Below are 16,989 nucleotides of genomic sequence, written 5' to 3' on the forward strand. Positions count from 1 at the left end.
GCGATTGAGGGGCGAAAACTAGTCCTGTTCGGGCTCGGGCCCGGCATCCACGTCGATGGGCACACCCGGCTGCAGCTTGGATGTGCGGATGGCGAGTGCGCTTTTGACGTGGCTGATATTGGGCGCGGCGGTCAGGCGGGTGGTGAGAAAACGCTGATAGTCGTCCCAGTCATGGGCCACCACCTTGAGCAGGAAGTCGGTCTCGCCCGCCAGCATGTGGCATTCGCGCACCTCGGGCCAGCCCTTGACCAGTTCCTCGAAGGCCTTGAGATCGGCCTCGGCCTGGCTGTTCAGCCCCACATGGGCGAAGACCGTGACGTTAAAGCTCAGCGCGGCGGGGTCGATCTCGGCATGGTAGCCCTTGACATAGCCCGCCTCCTCCAACGCCCGGACCCGCCGCAGACACGGCGGAGCCGAGATTCCCGCCCGTCTCGCCAGTTCGACATTGGTCATCCGGCCGTCGGCCTGCAGGTCGGCCAGAATGCGGCGATCGATGCGGTCAAGCTTGACCCGCTGCATAAGGGAACTCCAAATCTTCTCAGGTTTGCGAAATTATATTACTCGAACGCCGCCAGCAAGCCCTACGTTCTGTCGCCGTGTCGATTTCCCGTGCTGACGCGCCACCCTAACCACAATGGCTATGACCATAGAAAAAAACCGGGTTAATCCCCTTCCGTGCCGGGGCCGTGGCGGCAGTTTTGTAATCATTCCATCTTGCGCGAGCGAGAAAACCAGACTAGATTTGTCGGCATCATTCCGATCCAAGCCCCATGATGGAGCCTCTCATAATGTCCGACGCGATTCAGAACCCGACCTCCCTGGTGACCAAGGCCGCCCCCGACTTCACCGCGCCCGCCGTGATGCCGGACAATGAGATCAACCCGGCGTTCAATCTGAAGTCGTATCTGGCTGGTTCCTACGGCATCGTGTTCTTCTATCCGCTGGACTTCACCTTCGTCTGCCCGTCGGAAATCCTGGCCCACGACCACCGCGTCAAGGCCTTCGCCGAGCGCAACACCAAGGTCATCGCCGTCAGCGTCGATTCCCACTTCACCCATCTGGCCTGGAAGAACACGCCGGTGGACAAGGGCGGTCTGGGCAATGTCCAGTTCCCCATGGTCGCCGACCTGACCAAGGACATCGCCAAGTCCTATGGCGTTCTGCTGCCGGGCGGCGTGGCGCTGCGCGGCACCTTCGTCATCGACAAGAACGGCGTCGTTCAGTCGGCCCATGTCAACAACCTGCCGCTGGGCCGCAACGTGGACGAGGCGCTGCGCCTGATCGACGCCCTGCAGTTCCATGAAGAGCATGGCGAGGTCTGCCCCGCCGGTTGGAACAAGGGCAAGGCCGGCATGAAGGCCAACCCCAACGGCGTCGCCGAATACCTGGCCAAGCACGCTTCCGAGCTGTAAGGCTTTTGTCAGATTGGTGGGGCGCGCCGCTTGCCAGCGGCGCGCCCTCTCCTTATGCTGTGGCGCAACAATATCAGTAAGTTCCGGGAAGCATCGCGATGGCGCATCACCACACCAAGGTTCTGATTCTGGGTTCCGGTCCGGCTGGCTGCACCGCCGCCATCTATGCCGCGCGTGCCAATCTCGAGCCCATCCTGGTGGCCGGGCTGCAATTGGGCGGCCAGCTGACCATCACCACGGATGTGGAGAACTTCCCCGGTTTCGCCGAGGCGGTCCAGGGCCCCTGGCTGATGGAGCAGATGCAGGCCCAGGCCGAGCATGTGGGCACCCGCTTCATGGACGACACCATCGTCTCGGTGGATCTGTCCAAGCGCCCCTTCACCGCCACCGGCGATTCGGGCGACACCTATACCGGCGACACGCTGATCATCTGCACCGGCGCCACGGCGCGCTGGCTGGGCCTTGAATCGGAAAAGAAGTTCTCGGGCTTCGGCGTCTCTGCCTGCGCCACCTGCGACGGATTCTTCTTCCGGGGCAAGGAAGTGGCGGTCATGGGCGGCGGCAATTCCGCCGTGGAGGAGGCCATCTATCTGGCCGGGATCGCGTCGAAGGTCACCCTGATCCACCGCCGCGACACCTTGCGCGCCGAAAAGATCGCCCAGGACCGCCTGTTCGCCAATCCCAAGGTCCAGGTGGTCTGGGACAGCGTCATCGACGAGATCCTCGGCGACGACAATCCCCCCGGCGTCACCGGGGTGCGCCTGAAAAACGTCAAGACCGGCGATTTGTCCGTGCTATCGGTGGATGGCGTGTTCATCGCCATCGGCCACACGCCCAACACCGATCTGTTCAAGGGCGCGCTGGAGATGGATTCCGAGGGCTACCTGATCACCAAGGCCGGGGCCACCTCCACCAACATTCCCGGCGTCTTCGCCGCTGGCGACGTGCAGGACAAGATCTATCGCCAGGCGGTCACCGCGGCGGGAACCGGCTGCATGGCGGCGCTGGAAGCCGAGCGCTTCCTCACCGCGCATGGACACACGGGCTGAGTTGCGGCACAGTAGCCGCCATGAAATGGGAAGGCGGAAACCATAATCCGCCGCGGGGAGGAGACCGGTCGTCACATGGACTGGGATAAGCTGAGGGTTTTTCATGCCGTCGCCGAGGCGGGCAGTTTCACCCATGCGGGTGAGGTGCTCAATCTCAGCCAATCGGCCGTCAGCCGCCAGATCAGCGCGCTGGAGGAGAGCCTCAACCTGCCCCTCTTCCATCGCCACGCCCGTGGATTGATCCTCACCGAACAGGGCGAACTGCTCTACAAGACCGCCCGCGACGTCTTCTCCAAGCTGGCCATGACCGAGGCGCTGCTCACCGAAAGCCGCGAACGCGCCCAGGGCCCGCTGAAGATCACCACCACCGTGGCCTTCGGTTCCTTGTGGCTGACGCCGCGCATCAAGGACTTCCTGGACGCCTATCCTGAAATCTCGGTGACCATGGTGCTGTTCGACGGCGAGTTGGATCTCGCCATGCGCGAGGCCGACGTGGCCATCCGCATGATGCCGCCGCGCCAGCCCGACCTGATTCAGCGGCACCTGTTGTCCATGAACTACGCGGTCTTCGCCTCGCCAGCCTATATCGAGAAGTACGGCATGCCCAAATCCGCCGACGATCTCGACAACCACCGCATCATCGTCTATGGCGACGACACCCGGGTTTCGGCCCCGGTGTCCAACGTCAACTGGCTGCTGGAGGCGGGTGCCTCTCCCGACCGGCCGCGCAAGCCGGTGCTGGAGGTCAACAACATCTACGGCATCTACCGCGCCGTCAAAAGCGGGCTGGGCATCGCCGCCATGCCGGAATATCTGCGGGGCGAGGCCGAGGCCCTGGTGCATATCCTGCCTGAATTGAAGGGCCCCAAGGTCGAGGCCTATTTCGTCTATCCCGAGGAATTGCGCCATTCCAAGCGCATCACGGTCTTCCGCGACTTCCTGCTGAGCAAGATCGCCGAAACCGCCTGATCCGGTAGAAACCCTATCCGAAAGCATAAGGCATGCGCCAATCGCATGCCTCTGTCCTGCTTTTTGGTGTGGTTCAACCCCATCCCATGCCTTACACAAGTACTCGCAACTTGCTGCACCGCAGCAGGTCCCGAGTTCGGCGGTTTCCGCCACATTGTTCCCAGGTTTCGTACCTGGGTTCCGGGTCTTCGGACCCTACGTCTCCTAGACGTGAAGCCTCCCTGTTTGACTTTACCCCCCGGTGCATAACCGGGGGGTTTCTTTTTGTCGGAAAGGCTGGGGTTTTGCGGCACAGCGCTTTTCGGATAGTGCCTGCGCAGGCTGATGCTTTACTTCCCACGTGGCATAGAAGTGGCAAAAAAGATTTTGCGGAACCACGCTTACCTACCGCAGACCACGGAGCGCCTTGTCCCATGGCTCCGCCTCTTATCGCCCCTTGTCGATATTGCGGCCATGACCGCCTGTTGCTATGGTTTGGCACCGGCTGACCGGCCGCGCCGTCCACACTGGCGAAGCCTTCGGGGCAGGTTCTGATTACCATCCTGACACTCTCTTTCGAGGCGCTCAGGGCTAAGTGGACACGCCTTTCTCCAGCGCCGAGAGGGAGGATGGTATGCGTTTTCATTTCCCCAATCTCACCCGCCCGAAGAAAGCCGCGAAGCACCTGTCTGCGGTGTTTCCGGACACTCCTCTGTCCAGCAGCCAGCAGGCCGTCGCCGTGGCCTGTGGCTACCGTGATTGGCATGAGCTTGAGGTCAGCCACGGCGCGACCGAGCAGACCATCCTGGACGAACACTTGGCCGAGGACGCCTTCCGGGAACGGGCCATCGCCATGTCGCGCAGCTTGGCTGTGTCGTTGAATGCCCATGACGGCGACGTGCAGGCCGCCTTGCCCGAGATGAGGCTAACCGGCAACCGGACCTTCACCCGTGATGACCACGAAGCGATCCGAACGGCTTGCTGGCGGGCTGGGCCAATTCCCTGGAAGGTAGGTCGCCATCCCGGGGTGATCTTTCGCATCAAGAGCGCCGGTTTTTCCAAAACCGAACCCCATTGGTGGCGCAAATCTAGTGGCGGCGTGCGCTATCTCGACCACTCGACCGATAACAGCCTAGTTGCCACATTCGAGGCCGTCGTCCCGCGTACCCGGATTGCAGATTTTGTGCCCCGGCGCTTGTGGCTGCCTTACGGCTGGATGGACATGGAAGATGGGAGCCGGGTGCTATTTTCCCGCGACTATCTGCCGCTCTGGCGCATCGCCTACGGCAAGGTCGAGCGGGTCAAGCCGACGACCAAGGTGTATTCGTACCGAGAGCGGCATTGGTTCCGGGAAGGGGATGGGCCTTGGTCCTATGGCCCGGCCAGAGAAGCCGCCGAGCGGATGCTCGCAGACTATGGCATCGCGGCATTCCCGCGGCTGGCGGACGTTCTGCCGATCTTGGCCCAAGACGAGCACACAGACGTCAAGGGCGCCGCCAATATCCTGGATGGCATGCGAAAGCTGGTTTAGGTTCAACTTAGCGGGAGAGGCCTGTCACGGCCTCACCCGGTCGCCCGCGATCATCGTCAACCACTGCGACAGGTCGAAACCGGCAGTGCGGGGGCCATCATTCCCAGGCAGACGTCAGTGTATGATCTGCTGGCCCGGTCGCAGGCGAGCATCGACCAGCGGGTTCGGTCAGTTCGTCGGGCAAGCTACGGTCGAAGAGCCCGCATTGACGGCCCTCATTGACTCTGACGTTCTCTCTATGTTCTTATTTATGCCCATTGATGAGCAAGGCGCCTCCCATGCGCAAGCCGAACACCCCGGAACGTCTTTATCTCGATTTTGACGGCTTTTTCGCGTCGTGCGAACAGTTCGCCCATCCCCATCTGCGTGGAAAGCCCATCGGCGTCGTCCCCTTCGCCGGGGCGGTCAATACCTGTGTCATCGCCTGTTCCCGCGAGGCCAAGAAGCGCGGCGTCTCCAACGTGATGATGGTGAAGGACGCGCTCAGACTCTGTCCCGACCTGATCCTTCAGCCCCAGAACCCCGATCTTTACCGCCGTGCCCACAATGCCCTTCTATCGGAGATCGCCATGGTGATTCCCATTGATGCGGTAAAGTCCATCGACGAGCTGACCTGCCGTCTTGATCCCAGCCAGCAGCAAGATCCGTTGGCGGTTGGCGAGGCGATCAAGGCCCGCCTGCTCAAGCTGGTCGGCCCCTGGATCAAGTGCAGCCTCGGCTATGCCGCCAACCGGCAACTGGCCAAGATGGCCTGCAAGGCGGGCAAGCCGGACGGAAACATGCTGTGGCATCCGGACGACATGCCAGGGCCGCTCCTCAAGATTTCCATCCGCGACGTGCCCGGCATCGGCAAACGCATCCTGCACCGCCTCTGGGATGCCGGTATCGTCGAAATGACCGACCTGCTGAATGCGCAGCCCAAGCAGATGCGCGCCATCTGGGGCAATGTAACGGGAGAACGTTTGTGGTACGCACTGCACGGCTACGACATCCAGGCCCAAGCCTCGGAGCGCGGCATGTACGGCCATGGCCGGGTGATGCCGCCCGATCATCGCACCATGGCGGCGGTCAAGCCCATCTCCCGCCTGTTGCTGGTCAAGGCGGCGCGGCGGATGCGCCGCGACGGCTGGTCGGCTGGCCGCCTGTTTCTCTGGCTTGGAATGTGGGACGACTCGTGGAGTGGCAGCGCCTATCTGCCTGCCATTTCCGACGATCCCGGCATCTTGGACGCATTGGAGGAGATCTGGGCCAAGGCTCGGGCGGACCTTCCCCGCCGGGCCGTCATCGCGCGCATTGGCGTCACCTTGGGGGAACTGAGCCGCACCGAACGGCGCCAACTGGATTTGCTGACCAATGACGAGCCGGTGCGAAAGCGGCTGGAGACGGTCACCGACGCCATCGACCGATTGAACCGCCGCTATGGCCGCACCGTGGTCAGTGTCGGCCCGTGGGTAGCGCCGCCGGGCGATCATGCCGGAGGCAAGATCTCGTACACCCGCATTCCGCGGGCAGAGGATTTCTACTGATGAACTGGAAAACGGAAAGCCGCCTCTCGGATCTCGACCCGGCCACTCAGATCGAGGTGACCTGCCGACGGTGCGGATTGACCCGCTACATGACCCCGCGCGAGATCATGACGCGCCCGCGGCTGCGCCAGGCTACCCTGGATATGGCCGAGGCGGCCCTGTCTTGCGCGGATCGCTACTGCAAGGGGCGGGTGCGGGTCGCCTTCGTCCACGACGACCTGAACGAACCCTTCGTCGGTGGCCTGGCGTAAGGCGGGCATGCTCCGCTTGCGCCTCCTGGGTTCCGGGGGCGCCCAGGACCCAGGAGACAATATGCCTCGGACGAAGCCGAACTGGCGCTAGTGACTCTTTGCCGCGGGCGGGGTTGATTGGGCCTTGGCTTTTTCCTGCACCGTTCGCTCGCGGATTTCGTCCGCCGCCTCGATGGCCTTGCGGCGCGAGCCGTCGGGGTCGAGGGCGTCCAGCGCTTCCGTGTCGGAATCGTCGCTGCCCATCTTCTTGCGCAACAGCTGAAGCGCCGACTTCTGTTTTTCGATCTCCGCCTGGGCCTCGGTCAGGTGGTGTTCGGCATGGACATAGGTGATGCCCATTTGCACGCCGGAGCCCAACGCGATCACCACCGACAGAACCCACAATATTCGGCTGGAAAGCAGCAGGCTGATGGAGGCGGCGACGATGGCGATCTCGGCGGCCACCTGCGCCTTTTCATAGCCTTCGGTGGCTTCGAAATGAGCCTCGATCAGCGGCGTATAGCTCTTGGACCAGGCCGAGGCGATGCGGCGCTCCTTGCGGTAGTCCAGCGCCAGCGAGATATAGCGCATCTTCTGCGCTTCGGTGACCGAGTCCGGGTCCTCGCGGCGCAGGCCTTCCACCTCGTTCATCATGGTGCGGTAGCGGGTCGAGGCGGCGGCGATGGTGTTGGAGACCTGGGTCTGCTGGATCAGCGCCCGCGTCGTCTCATTGCGCTCCGCCCCCACCCAGGCGGCACAGACGGCCACCAGGACGGCGATCAGACCCATGGTGACGCCGATCCGCTTGTTCATGCCGCCATGGTCGGCGCCACCGTTCTCGTCGTGATGAGCATGTTTGGCGTGCTCGATCTTCTCGGCGATTTCCATCCGCTCCGTCATCTGCGTCATGGTCTTTGGGTCTCCCTGCGGCGAAGACGGCAAATAGACCACGAACAAAGGGCCATACGCCAGAGGGATAGCCCGTGGTCAAGGGAGGTTTCACCGCACCGGATTGCCCGATGGAAGGACCGGAGGCTTTCTTTTGGGGTGGGCTGCCTCCCCCTCCCGCGCTATAGTCCGGTTATGGGAACATATGGTGATCACACGCCGACAGTCTGCCGGGATTGCGGGGCTTCAGGAGCGGAAAGCGGTGTCTGTCCCGCCTGCGGGTCAGAACGGCTGGTGCGCCATGCCGAGCTTCTGGATCTTTCCATCGCCCATATCGACTGCGATGCCTTCTACGCTTCGGTGGAAAAGCGCGACAACCCGTCCCTGATGGACAAGCCGGTGATCGTCGGCCATCCGGGCGGACGGGGCGTGGTGACCACGGCCTGCTATGTGGCGCGCAAATTCGGGCCGCGCTCGGCCATGCCCATGTTCAAGGCGCTGGAACTGTGCCCCCATGCCGTGGTCATCCCCCCCAACATGGCCAAATACAAGCAGGTCAGCGCCCATATCCGCGCCCTGTTCGAGAAAGCCACGCCCCTGGTGGAGCCCTTATCCCTGGACGAAGCCTATCTTGATCTGTCGTCCGGCATACGTCTGGTGGAGCGCCCGGCGGCGGTTCTTCTGGCCCGGCTGGCGCGGGCCATTCGCCGCGAGGTGGGAATCACCGTCTCGGTGGGCCTCAGCTACAACAAGTTCCTGGCCAAGATGGCGTCGGACCTCGACAAGCCCGAAGGCTTCTCGGTGATCGGCCGCGAGGAGGCGGCCGCGTTCCTGGCGCCGCGCCCGGTGACCGCCCTGTTCGGCATCGGCCAGGCCACGGCGGCGCGCATGGCCCGGCAGGGCATCACCACCATCGCCCAGCTTCAATCCCTGCCCGAGGCGGAATTCATGGCGCGCTGGGGCAGGTTCGGGCGGCGTCTGGCTGGCATGGTGCACGGCATCGACACCCGCGCCATCAATCCCGACCGCCCGGCCAAGAGCGTGTCCACCGAGACCACCTTCGCCCGCGACATCTCCGACGCCAAAGCCCTGGCCGAGGCGCTGGCACCCCTGGCCGAGGGCGTGGCCCGGCGCCTGGAGCGCGCACGTCTGGCGGGGCGCACCGTGGTGCTCAAGCTCAAGACCGGTGATTTCAAGCTGCTGACCCGCCACCACCGGCTGAGTGATCCCACCGGGCGGGCGGAGATCATCCTGCGCGCCGGTCTGGCCCTTCTCGATCGTCAGGCGGATGGACGGGCCTTCCGCCTGATCGGCATCGGCATCACCGACCTTTGCCCGGCCGAGGACGCCGACCCGCCCGATCTGTTCGGGCCGCGACCCGCCTAGGGCAGGAACTGCGGGGCCAGGGACTGCATTTTCGGCCCGGCGGTTTCCGACTTGAAAGCCATCATCCACAGATCAAAGGATTTGGGCCTGCGGCCGCCAATGACATTGGCGAATCCCGCCCCCTGAAGGCACTGGTCCAGCACCGAATAGGTGAAGCCGCATTTATGCGCCATATAGGCATTGCCCTGGGCGATCATCCCACGGTGCCCGTAGAGAATATCCAGCGGACTGATGGGACCGGCGGGCGAGTCGTAAAGCGGCTCGAGCAGCCGGTCGGCGACCACCGCCTCGCAGACGCTTTGCAGGTCGGGACAGGTGATGACCAGAAAGCCGTCATCCTTCAAGACCCGGTGAAACTCCCGCAGGGCCATGCCGACCTCATGGGGGAAGACATGCTCGATATTATGGCTGGAATAGACGGCATCAACGCTTGCGCTGTCCACCTGACGCATATCGGTGAGCGTGCCGAGGATGTCGGGGTGCACGCTCTCATCGATATCGAAGCGGATTTCCTGCCAGTCGTCGCTATCGAACCCCTTCAGCCCGCTTTTGGTCTGGGGGCCGCAGCCCACATGGAGAAATTTTCTGCTCATGGCGGGTATCCAGTGGTTCAACGCTGCGGCACGGGGGATTCCAGGAATTCGGCGACCGCCTGATAGAGCTGCTTGCGATTCTTTTCCATCAGGGCCGCATGGGTGGCCTCGCCCACCATGACATAGCGCTTGTAGGGCGAGGAGGTGATCTTGTTGAACAGCCTCATGCCCATGGAGGGCGGCGCCTCGGCGTCCCATTCCCCCTGAATCACCAGGGCGGGGACGGACAGGCGCTCGGGGTTCCAGCGCGGCTTGCCCGAAGCCCAATAGCGCATGGTGTCCAGCACCACGCCGTTGGGAGCGCGCACCGTATTGGGCACGGCGGGCTCGGCATCGCTGGCGATGGTGGCCTTCAGCCAGTCGGCGAAGACCGCCTTGGACAGGGTCGCGTCGCGCTTGGCCTCGGGCACCGCCTTTAGCCAGATCTCGCGGGCGTCGCGCGGATCGACCTGACGCCAGGCGGGAACCCGCGCCAGATCGGCGTCACTGGGCGGCGTCACGTCACGCAGCCATTGCGGCGCGTAAAGCACCAGACGCTCCACCTTGTCCTGGGAGGTATTGGCGAAAGAGCCCGCCAGGGTCGCGCCCCAGGACCAGCCCACCAGGACGATGCGCTGGGAATTGCGGCGCGACAAGATGAAGTCGACGGCGCGGGTGACGTCGTCGACGGCGTCGGAGGTGTCGACCACCGGGGGATTGGCCTCGGGCGTCTGGCTCATCTCGGGCGGATGGCCCGACTTGCCGTAGCCGCGGATGTCCAGGCTGTAGACGTCATAGCCCCGCGCCGCCATCCAATCCATCCAGCTTTGGCCGTCCACGGGCATGTCGAAAGAGGAATGGGCGGGATAGGTGGCGCCGTGCAGGAACAGCACCGTCTTTTCCGGCTTCACGTCGTACAGCGCCGCCGGATGCTTGTTCCGGAGATAGAGATTCTGACCCGGCCATTTACTGGCGATCTTGAATTCCTCGGTCACCGCCTCGGCGCTGGCGGGCAGCGACGCGCCCATCAGCATCACCGCCGCCACGACCAATCCCCATCCCCGAGCCATCATCGCCTTCATTCCCCGTCCACTCCCCAATTGTTCATGCAACCCCAGCCCCCACGGGCAGCCGCACGGTCACTACCGTACCCTGACCGGGCAAGGATGCCAATTCCACCCTTCCGCCATGCAGATCGACAAAGCGCTGGACCAGGGCCAGACCGATGCCGGAATCGTCGTCGCTCTGGCCGGCGGGCAGCACGTCACGGCGCCCGCCCGCGGCAAAGCCGCCGAACAGCCTTTCTTGCTGTTCGTCGGAAAGGCCGGTGCCGGTGTCGCTGATGGTCAGCGCCAGTTCTGTTGGCCGCCGTTCGGCCCGCACGCTGACCTTGCCGCCCGAAGGCGTACGCTTCAAGGCATTGCCCAGCAGGTTGAACAGCACCTGACGCAAGCGGCGTTCGTCGGCGACGATCCAGCCGATCTCCAGCGGGCAGTCGAAATCCAGGTGGACCTTCTTCTCGCGCACCCTTTCGCGCACCAGCCCCAAGACCCCCGACAGCATGGGGTGGATATCGACGGTATCGAGTTCCAGGGCCATCTGCCCCGCCTCGATGGCGGCCAGATCGAGAATATCGGAGATCAGCGACTGCAACCCCTGGCCCGCCTCGGTGATGCCGCGGGCATATTCGTGCTGGCGCTTGTTGAGCTTGCCGAAATACTCGGCGGCCAGCATCTCGGAGAACCCGATCACCGTGGTCAGCGGCTTTCTGACCTCGGCCGAGACATTGGCGATGAACTCGCTTTTCAGCAGATCGGCGGCGGCCAGGGCCTCGTTCCTCTCGCGCAGCGCGCGCTCCACCCTGGCCGAATCGGTGACGTCCAGCCAGGTCAGCAGCATGGCCCCGTCGGGCAGCGGCACCGAGGCGAAATCCACGATGGAATCGTCAAGCCGCTCCACCCGTCCGCTTTGGGGCGCACGGGTATTGAACAGAGCCACCAGACGTTCGCGCACTTCCGGCCAGACCGAGGCGCGCTCGGCGCCGCCTTCGAAATAGGGCCGGTGGGCCTCCACCAGCTCGTTGAGATGGGGCTCGGTCTCCAGCAGGGTGACCGGCAGATTCCAGATGCGGGCATAGGCGGGATTGAACAGACGCAGGCGGCCATCGCCCCTGAACACCGCCACGCCCTCGTGCAGGTGGTCCAGGGTTTCGCGCTGGACGGCGAGCGCGGTGTTGAAAGAGCGCTCCAGCGCCAGGGTGTCGGTCACATCCTCATAGGTGAAGATCAGGCCGCCATAGGGATGGGCGGCGATCATCCGGCGCAGCGTGCGGCCATCGGGCAGGTGCAGCAGGGTCTCGGCGGCATCGATCAGGGAGATGAAGCGTTTGAGTTCGTCTTCCTTATAGGCGCGGTAATCGGCCACTTCGGGCAGAAGGCGGCGTTCGCGCAGCGAATCCAGCACCGCGCCATAGGTGGGCTGGGCCTGCAGCCACTCGGCCTCCAGCCGCCACAGCCGGGTGAAGGCGGTGTTGAAGAAGGTCAGCCTGGTATCGGTGGAAAAGATGGCGATGGCGGTGGCCAGATGTTCCAGCACCTGGGCATGGGCGCTGGCGTGGCGCGCCAGTTCCACCTGCAGATCCTCGATGCGGGTCAGGTCCAGGGCATAACCGGCGGTCAGCAACCCCCCGTCGGCGGCCTCGAACGGCGCCTCGGTGATCTCGGTGAAGCGGCGCTGGCCGCCCAAGACCAGATGGAAGGATTCGGCGCGGGGCTCGCCTGCCGCCCGCGCACGGGCCGCCAGGGCGCGGGCCTCGCGCACCGAACCGTCGGACGCCAGTTCGATCTGCCCTGCCACCGCCGCATGGGGCGAGGCCACGTCCACCGCCCTGGCATAGGCCCGGTTGACGTGAAGCAGGGACAGATCGTCGTCACGCACCCAGACGGGAATGGGCAGCACGCCCAGCAGACCGTCGATGCGCTCTCGCTCGGCCGCCAGCCCGGCCAGACGGGTGGCCAGTTCGGCTTCAAAGGCGGCCCCTTCGGTGACGTCATGCATCCAGATCAGGTCGGCGAGCGCCGTCCCTTCGGGGCTCGACGCGCGGACACCGGCGGCGCGGACCCGGCGCCCCCCATCCCTGAGGCGCAATTCCAGTTCGAAGCCCGCGCCTTCCTCGCGCAGACGCCGCGCCGCGCCGTCCAGTTGGGCGGCATCGGCGGCGGCAAAGGATTCCAGCACATCCATGAAGGTGGATTCGGTGCCGCCGAACAGACCCAGCAGCACGGCAAGACGCCGCGAGCAGATCTCGCGCTCGGCTCCCAGCCAGGCATAAAAGCCGTCGGGCGCCGCCAGCAGGCTTTCGGTCAGTCGCTCGGCCAGACCGGCGGCACGGCTCGCATCGGCGGCCAGCCCCACCATGCGCCAGCGCAGCAGAGCCAAGACGGCCAAGGCGGGGATCAGGATAAGCAGGGCGCCGATGCCCAGCGACAGGGGATCGAAGCGAAGCGACGCCAGAGACGAAGCCTCATCAGCCGCCGCCGCACCCGACGCCAGCATCAATGCCAATCCCGCCGCGATCGCCGCGCGCATTTGCATATTCTCCCTGATACGGCCCCCAAAGTGCCGTTGGCGCGCGCAAAAGACAAGGGGTGGTTGCCCCTTTGCCTTCCGGCTGCTACACCTCGCCGATTCCTGGGGAGTTCGCGTGATGCTGAAGGGTCTTTACGATTGGATGATGGCCAAGGCGGCCCATCGCCACGCCATCTGGTGGCTGGCGGCCATTTCCTTCATCGAAAGCTCGTTCTTTCCCATACCACCCGACGTCATGCTGATCCCCATGGTGGTCGCCGCGCCCACCCGGTGGTGGCGCATCGCCCTGATCTGCACCCTGTCTTCGGTGGTGGGCGGCTATCTCGGCTATGCCATCGGCTATTTCGCCATGGATTCCATCGGTATGGCCATTCTGGGCGTCTTCCATCTCCAGGAAAAGTTCCAGGCCTTGAAGCCGATCATCGACGAATGGGGCGTGTGGTTCATCATCATCAAGGGCGCCACCCCCATTCCCTACAAGCTGGTGACCATCACGGCGGGCGCCTTCCACTTCGATCTGGCCAAGTTCACCTTCGCCTCCATCCTGGCGCGCGGCATGCGCTTCATCCTGGTGGCGGCCCTGTTGTGGAAGTTCGGCCCGCCCGTGCGCGACTTCGTGGAACGCCGGTTGAAACTGGTCACCACTGTGTTCGTCGTGGTGCTGGTGGGCGGCTTCTTCCTGGTGAAACTGCTGTAGCAGGCTACGGGAAACCTCCCGCGATCACCTTTTTCATCGTCACCCCCGCGCAGGCGGGGGTCCATGTTGGGGCGTTCTCGATCGCGAGACACCAAATGCTGCACTGGCGGACACATGGATTCCCGCTTGCGCGGGAATGACGATGGAATTTCGAGTTTTTCCGCAGCCTGTAAGCATTCATCCAGATAAAGCCGCGATAACCTTCGCCTCCGGGTGGCAAAATCCTTGCTCGTCCAGCTTAGTTGAATTATTCTACTTATCACTTCGTCGCCGCTCCAGCTCCCCCCACTCCGCCGGAGCGGATCGACGGAGCCCCACCGCTCAATCTCAGGGAGACGGGTGGGAAGCAAGAGGCAATGCGCGCGCCACCCTCCCCCCATAAGGGGCGCGAAGCGGCCACGGGCGGCGGGGGACTATGGCCGAGAAACCGGCCTTCGTCCCCCGCCGGCCCATAAAGCCCCGATCACTCTTCGTCCTTGTCCTTGCGGCGATGGATGTTCAATCCGACTTCGTCGAGGAAGGCCTGTTCCTTCTTGTCGCGCTCGGCCTGGGCGCGGCGTTCGCGTTCCTTCTGGGTGATCTCGTAGGTCTTCAGTTCGTTGAAGGCGTCGGCCAGTTCGTCGCGGGCCTTGACGATTTCGCGGCGCACCTGTTCGAGCATCTGCATCAGCTGCTCGCGCCGGGCCAGCCAGGCATTGGCGAAGGTGGCATAGGCGAAGCCCACGCCCACCGAGTCGTCGGACGCCACCTGCTGCTCGTGGATCAGGGTCTGCTCGGCATGTTGAATGGCGGCCAGGATCTCGTCCTCGCGCCCTTGCAGCGCCACCAGGACCCGCTGTTTTTCATCAACGTTCCACTTGGACAGGCGGATGAGGGTTTTCAGCCCCTTGTCGGCCATTCAGGACCTACTTTCGCCCCATGCCGTCGCCGTCGAACGGCATGCCCAGCACCTCGGCCAACTGGGCGTAGCAGGTCTGAAGATTGGTGGACTCGGTCTTCAACTGGCCCAGAAAGGCTTCGATGGCCGGATAATAATGAATGGCCTCGTCCACCTTGGGGTCGGTGCCCCGGCGATAGGCGCCCAGACGGATCAGTTCGGCCATGTCCTCGTAGGTGGAGAGCAGGGCGCGGGCGCGCCGCACCAGATCGTTCTCCTGCTGGTTATTGCAGCCGGGCATGGTTCGGCTGACCGAACGCAGGATGTTGATGGCGGGATAGCGTCCGCGCTCAGCAATGGAGCGGTCCAGCACGATATGGCCGTCCAGGATGCCACGCACCGCGTCGGCGATGGGCTCGTTGTGATCGTCGGCATCCACCAGCACGGTGAACAGCCCAGTGATGGAGCCCTTGCCCGTCCCCGGCCCGGCCCGCTCCAGCAGGCGGGGCAGTTCGGCGAAGACGGTGGGGGTATAGCCCTTGGAGGCGGGCGGCTCGCCCGCCGACAGGGAAATCTCGCGCTGGGCCATGGCGAAACGGGTCACCGAATCCATCATGCACAGCACGTCCAGGCCCTGGTCGCGGAAATATTCGGCCACGGTCAGCGTCATATAGGCCGCCTGACGGCGCAGCAGGGGGCTTTCGTCCGAAGTGGAGACCACCACCACCGAACGCTTCATGCCCTCAGGGCCCAGATCGTCCTCGATGAATTCGCGGGCCTCGCGGCCGCGTTCGCCGATCAGGCCCAGAACCGCGATATCGGCCGAGGTGTTGCGCGCCATCATGGACATGATGGACGACTTGCCCACGCCCGATCCGGCAAAGATCCCCATGCGCTGTCCCCGGCAGCAGGTGAGGAAGGCGTTGACCGAACGCAGGCCCAGATCGATCTTGCCCGACACCCGCGTGCGGGAATGGGCCGAGGGCGGTTGGGCCTTGACCGGATAGGCGATGTCGCCGCCGGGCAGCGGCCCCAGCCCGTCCACCGGCTCGCCAAAGCCGTTGATGACGCGGCCCAGCCAGCCGCGATCGGGATAGACCACCGGCTCGGCATCCTGCACCTCGGTGCGGCAGCCCAGCCCGATTCCTTCGATGGGAGAATAGGGCATCAACAGAGCGCGGCCCTGGCGAAAGCCCACAACTTCGCAGATCACCCGGCGGCCATCACGGGCCACCACGTTGCAGCGATCGCCCACGGAAATGGTCCGCTGGACGCCTCCGGCCTCCAGCAACATGCCCTGAACGGCAGCAATCTGGCCGTAAACCTGGATGTTGGAGACCCGTTCAATATCGCTGATCAGGTTGCGGACCAGGAATTTCAATTACGTCGCCCCTTCCAGCCGCCTTGAACTCATCAGAATACCCCCGTATGGTTAACACATCGTAGAGACGGATGGGACCGGGGACCTTACGATGCGTGTATTGGTGGTCGAAGACGACCAGTTGATGTCCAGAGCCATCGAAGCCATGCTCAAAGCCGAGGGCATGGTGGTCGATACCACTGCTTTAGGCGAGGATGGCCTGGAGATTGGCAAGCTCTATGACTACGACATCATACTGCTGGACCTGATGCTGCCCGATATGGACGGCTATGAAGTGCTGCGCCGCCTGCGCTCGGCGCGCATCGAGACGCCTGTCCTGATCCTGTCGGGCCTCTCCGAACCGGACAAGAAGATCAAGGGCCTGGGCTCGGGCGCCGATGATTACCTGACCAAACCCTTCGACAAGGGCGAACTGGTGGCCCGTATCCAGGCCATCGTGCGCCGCTCCAAGGGCCATGCCCAGTCGGTGATCGACACCGGCAAGCTGTCGGTGAACCTGGATGCCCGCACCGTCGCCGTCACCGGCGATCCGCTCCACCTCACCGCAAAGGAATACGGCATCCTGGAACTGCTCAGCTTGCGCAAGGGCCAGACGCTGACCAAGGAGCAGTTCCTCAACCACCTCTACGGCGGCATCGACGAGCCCGAGTTGAAGATCATCGACGTCTTCATCTGCAAGCTCCGAAAGAAGCTGGCCACCGCAACGGGCGGCGAATCCTATATCGAGACGGTGTGGGGACGCGGCTATGTGCTCCGCGATCCCGACCTGCCCGCCGCCAATTCCAACAAGGCGGGCGCGGCGGAATAGGGCATCGGGCAAGGTCGCTCGACGGGGCTCCCGCCCCGTAGCCCCGGCTGGAGGCGAGCCCTCCAAACCTCCCTTTGGTTTATGGGGCCGGGCCAT

The 16,989-nt window shown here is 64.0% G+C and carries 16 protein-coding genes; 9 read left to right on the plus strand and 7 right to left on the minus strand.

The window, feature by feature from the left end; genetic code table 11:
• Positions 1-18: 18 nt before the first annotated feature.
• Positions 19-519: an Lrp/AsnC family transcriptional regulator gene (locus CCC_RS13770; RefSeq protein WP_009871067.1), complete on the minus strand. Its 501-nt coding sequence runs from the start codon at positions 517-519 to the stop codon at positions 19-21.
• Positions 520-788: 269 nt separating this feature from the next.
• Between CCC_RS13770 and CCC_RS13775 the strand changes: the two genes are divergently transcribed.
• From CCC_RS13775 to CCC_RS13800, 6 genes are all read left to right on the plus strand, one after another.
• Complete coding sequence (locus tag CCC_RS13775) at positions 789-1,412, plus strand: peroxiredoxin (RefSeq protein WP_009871066.1); 624 nt, start codon at positions 789-791, stop codon at positions 1,410-1,412.
• A gap of 98 nt (positions 1,413-1,510) precedes the next feature.
• Entirely contained in the window at positions 1,511-2,461 is a 951-nt protein-coding gene (gene trxB, locus CCC_RS13780) for a thioredoxin-disulfide reductase (protein ID WP_041041871.1), read from the plus strand.
• A 75-nt stretch (positions 2,462-2,536) separates the two neighbouring features.
• Entirely contained in the window at positions 2,537-3,430 is an 894-nt protein-coding gene (locus CCC_RS13785) for a LysR family transcriptional regulator (RefSeq protein ID WP_009869215.1), read from the plus strand.
• A 613-nt stretch (positions 3,431-4,043) separates the two neighbouring features.
• Positions 4,044-4,940 (plus strand): hypothetical protein, encoded by an 897-nt coding sequence (locus CCC_RS21285; protein WP_009869216.1) that lies wholly within the window; start codon positions 4,044-4,046, stop codon positions 4,938-4,940.
• Positions 4,941-5,218: 278 nt separating this feature from the next.
• Complete coding sequence (locus CCC_RS13795) at positions 5,219-6,466, plus strand: Y-family DNA polymerase (RefSeq protein ID WP_041041873.1); 1,248 nt, start codon at positions 5,219-5,221, stop codon at positions 6,464-6,466.
• On the plus strand, positions 6,466-6,717 hold the full coding sequence (locus tag CCC_RS13800) for a hypothetical protein (protein WP_009869218.1): 252 nt from the start codon (positions 6,466-6,468) through the stop codon (positions 6,715-6,717). Before CCC_RS13795 ends, CCC_RS13800 begins: the two co-directional genes overlap by 1 nt.
• Positions 6,718-6,804: 87 nt before the next feature.
• Here the strand turns inward: CCC_RS13800 and CCC_RS13805 are convergent, their stop codons facing one another.
• A complete protein-coding gene (locus CCC_RS13805) occupies positions 6,805-7,605 on the minus strand; it encodes a DUF4337 family protein (protein WP_009869219.1) in 801 nt (266 codons plus the stop codon).
• 174 nt (positions 7,606-7,779) lie between these two features.
• On the opposite strand from CCC_RS13805, the gene CCC_RS13810 reads away from it, so the two are divergent.
• On the plus strand, positions 7,780-8,970 hold the full coding sequence (locus CCC_RS13810; RefSeq protein ID WP_041041877.1) for a DNA polymerase IV: 1,191 nt from the start codon (positions 7,780-7,782) through the stop codon (positions 8,968-8,970).
• Here the strand turns inward: CCC_RS13810 and CCC_RS13815 are convergent.
• The 3 genes from CCC_RS13815 to CCC_RS13825 are packed head-to-tail and all read right to left on the minus strand — an operon-like array spanning position 8,967 to position 13,130.
• Complete coding sequence (locus CCC_RS13815) at positions 8,967-9,563, minus strand: class I SAM-dependent methyltransferase (RefSeq protein ID WP_041041879.1); 597 nt, start codon at positions 9,561-9,563, stop codon at positions 8,967-8,969. The two genes, CCC_RS13810 and CCC_RS13815, sit on opposite strands and share 4 nt — an antisense overlap.
• A 17-nt stretch (positions 9,564-9,580) precedes the next feature.
• Complete coding sequence (locus CCC_RS13820) at positions 9,581-10,624, minus strand: alpha/beta hydrolase (RefSeq protein WP_009869222.1); 1,044 nt, start codon at positions 10,622-10,624, stop codon at positions 9,581-9,583.
• 22 nt (positions 10,625-10,646) lie between these two features.
• The gene (locus CCC_RS13825) at positions 10,647-13,130 is read right to left on the minus strand and encodes a sensor histidine kinase (protein ID WP_236686388.1); all 2,484 of its coding nucleotides are present in this window, start codon (positions 13,128-13,130) and stop codon (positions 10,647-10,649) included.
• A gap of 118 nt (positions 13,131-13,248) precedes the next feature.
• Here CCC_RS13825 and CCC_RS13830 point away from each other — a divergent pair, with 118 nt between their 5' ends.
• Positions 13,249-13,827 carry a YqaA family protein gene (locus CCC_RS13830; RefSeq protein ID WP_041041881.1) on the plus strand — a complete coding sequence of 193 codons (579 nt, stop codon included), beginning with the start codon at positions 13,249-13,251 and terminating at the stop codon, positions 13,825-13,827.
• Positions 13,828-14,290: 463 nt separating this feature from the next.
• On the opposite strand, the gene CCC_RS13835 is transcribed toward CCC_RS13830, so the two are convergent.
• A complete protein-coding gene (locus tag CCC_RS13835; protein WP_009869226.1) occupies positions 14,291-14,725 on the minus strand; it encodes a flagellar export protein FliJ in 435 nt (144 codons plus the stop codon).
• Positions 14,726-14,732: 7 nt separating this feature from the next.
• Entirely contained in the window at positions 14,733-16,085 is a 1,353-nt protein-coding gene (gene fliI / locus CCC_RS13840) for a flagellar protein export ATPase FliI (protein WP_009869227.1), read from the minus strand.
• Between the two features lie 91 nt (positions 16,086-16,176).
• On the opposite strand from fliI, the gene ctrA reads away from it, so the two are divergent.
• Entirely contained in the window at positions 16,177-16,893 is a 717-nt protein-coding gene (ctrA, locus tag CCC_RS13845; protein WP_041041883.1) for a response regulator transcription factor CtrA, read from the plus strand.
• The last annotated feature ends 96 nt before the right edge of the window (positions 16,894-16,989 follow it).

The organism is Paramagnetospirillum magnetotacticum MS-1 (assembly GCF_000829825.1).
In the GTDB taxonomy this organism is placed as follows: domain Bacteria; phylum Pseudomonadota; class Alphaproteobacteria; order Rhodospirillales; family Magnetospirillaceae; genus Phaeospirillum; species Phaeospirillum magnetotacticum.

Coding starts and splice junctions, on each gene's coding strand:
- CCC_RS21285 (WP_009869216.1), top strand. CDS start 4,044: ATGCGTTTTCATTTCCCCAATCTCACCCGCCCGAAGAAAGCCGCGAAG.
- CCC_RS13825 (WP_236686388.1), bottom strand. CDS start 13,130: ATGCGCGCGGCGATCGCGGCGGGATTGGCATTGATGCTGGCGTCGGGT.
- CCC_RS13800 (WP_009869218.1), top strand. CDS start 6,466: ATGAACTGGAAAACGGAAAGCCGCCTCTCGGATCTCGACCCGGCCACT.
- CCC_RS13770 (WP_009871067.1), bottom strand. CDS start 519: ATGCAGCGGGTCAAGCTTGACCGCATCGATCGCCGCATTCTGGCCGAC.
- CCC_RS13805 (WP_009869219.1), bottom strand. CDS start 7,605: ATGACGCAGATGACGGAGCGGATGGAAATCGCCGAGAAGATCGAGCAC.
- CCC_RS13775 (WP_009871066.1), top strand. CDS start 789: ATGTCCGACGCGATTCAGAACCCGACCTCCCTGGTGACCAAGGCCGCC.
- CCC_RS13830 (WP_041041881.1), top strand. CDS start 13,249: ATGCTGAAGGGTCTTTACGATTGGATGATGGCCAAGGCGGCCCATCGC.
- ctrA (WP_041041883.1), top strand. CDS start 16,177: ATGCGTGTATTGGTGGTCGAAGACGACCAGTTGATGTCCAGAGCCATC.
- CCC_RS13835 (WP_009869226.1), bottom strand. CDS start 14,725: ATGGCCGACAAGGGGCTGAAAACCCTCATCCGCCTGTCCAAGTGGAAC.
- CCC_RS13810 (WP_041041877.1), top strand. CDS start 7,780: ATGGGAACATATGGTGATCACACGCCGACAGTCTGCCGGGATTGCGGG.
- CCC_RS13820 (WP_009869222.1), bottom strand. CDS start 10,624: ATGAAGGCGATGATGGCTCGGGGATGGGGATTGGTCGTGGCGGCGGTG.
- trxB (WP_041041871.1), top strand. CDS start 1,511: ATGGCGCATCACCACACCAAGGTTCTGATTCTGGGTTCCGGTCCGGCT.
- CCC_RS13795 (WP_041041873.1), top strand. CDS start 5,219: ATGCGCAAGCCGAACACCCCGGAACGTCTTTATCTCGATTTTGACGGC.
- CCC_RS13785 (WP_009869215.1), top strand. CDS start 2,537: ATGGACTGGGATAAGCTGAGGGTTTTTCATGCCGTCGCCGAGGCGGGC.
- CCC_RS13815 (WP_041041879.1), bottom strand. CDS start 9,563: ATGAGCAGAAAATTTCTCCATGTGGGCTGCGGCCCCCAGACCAAAAGC.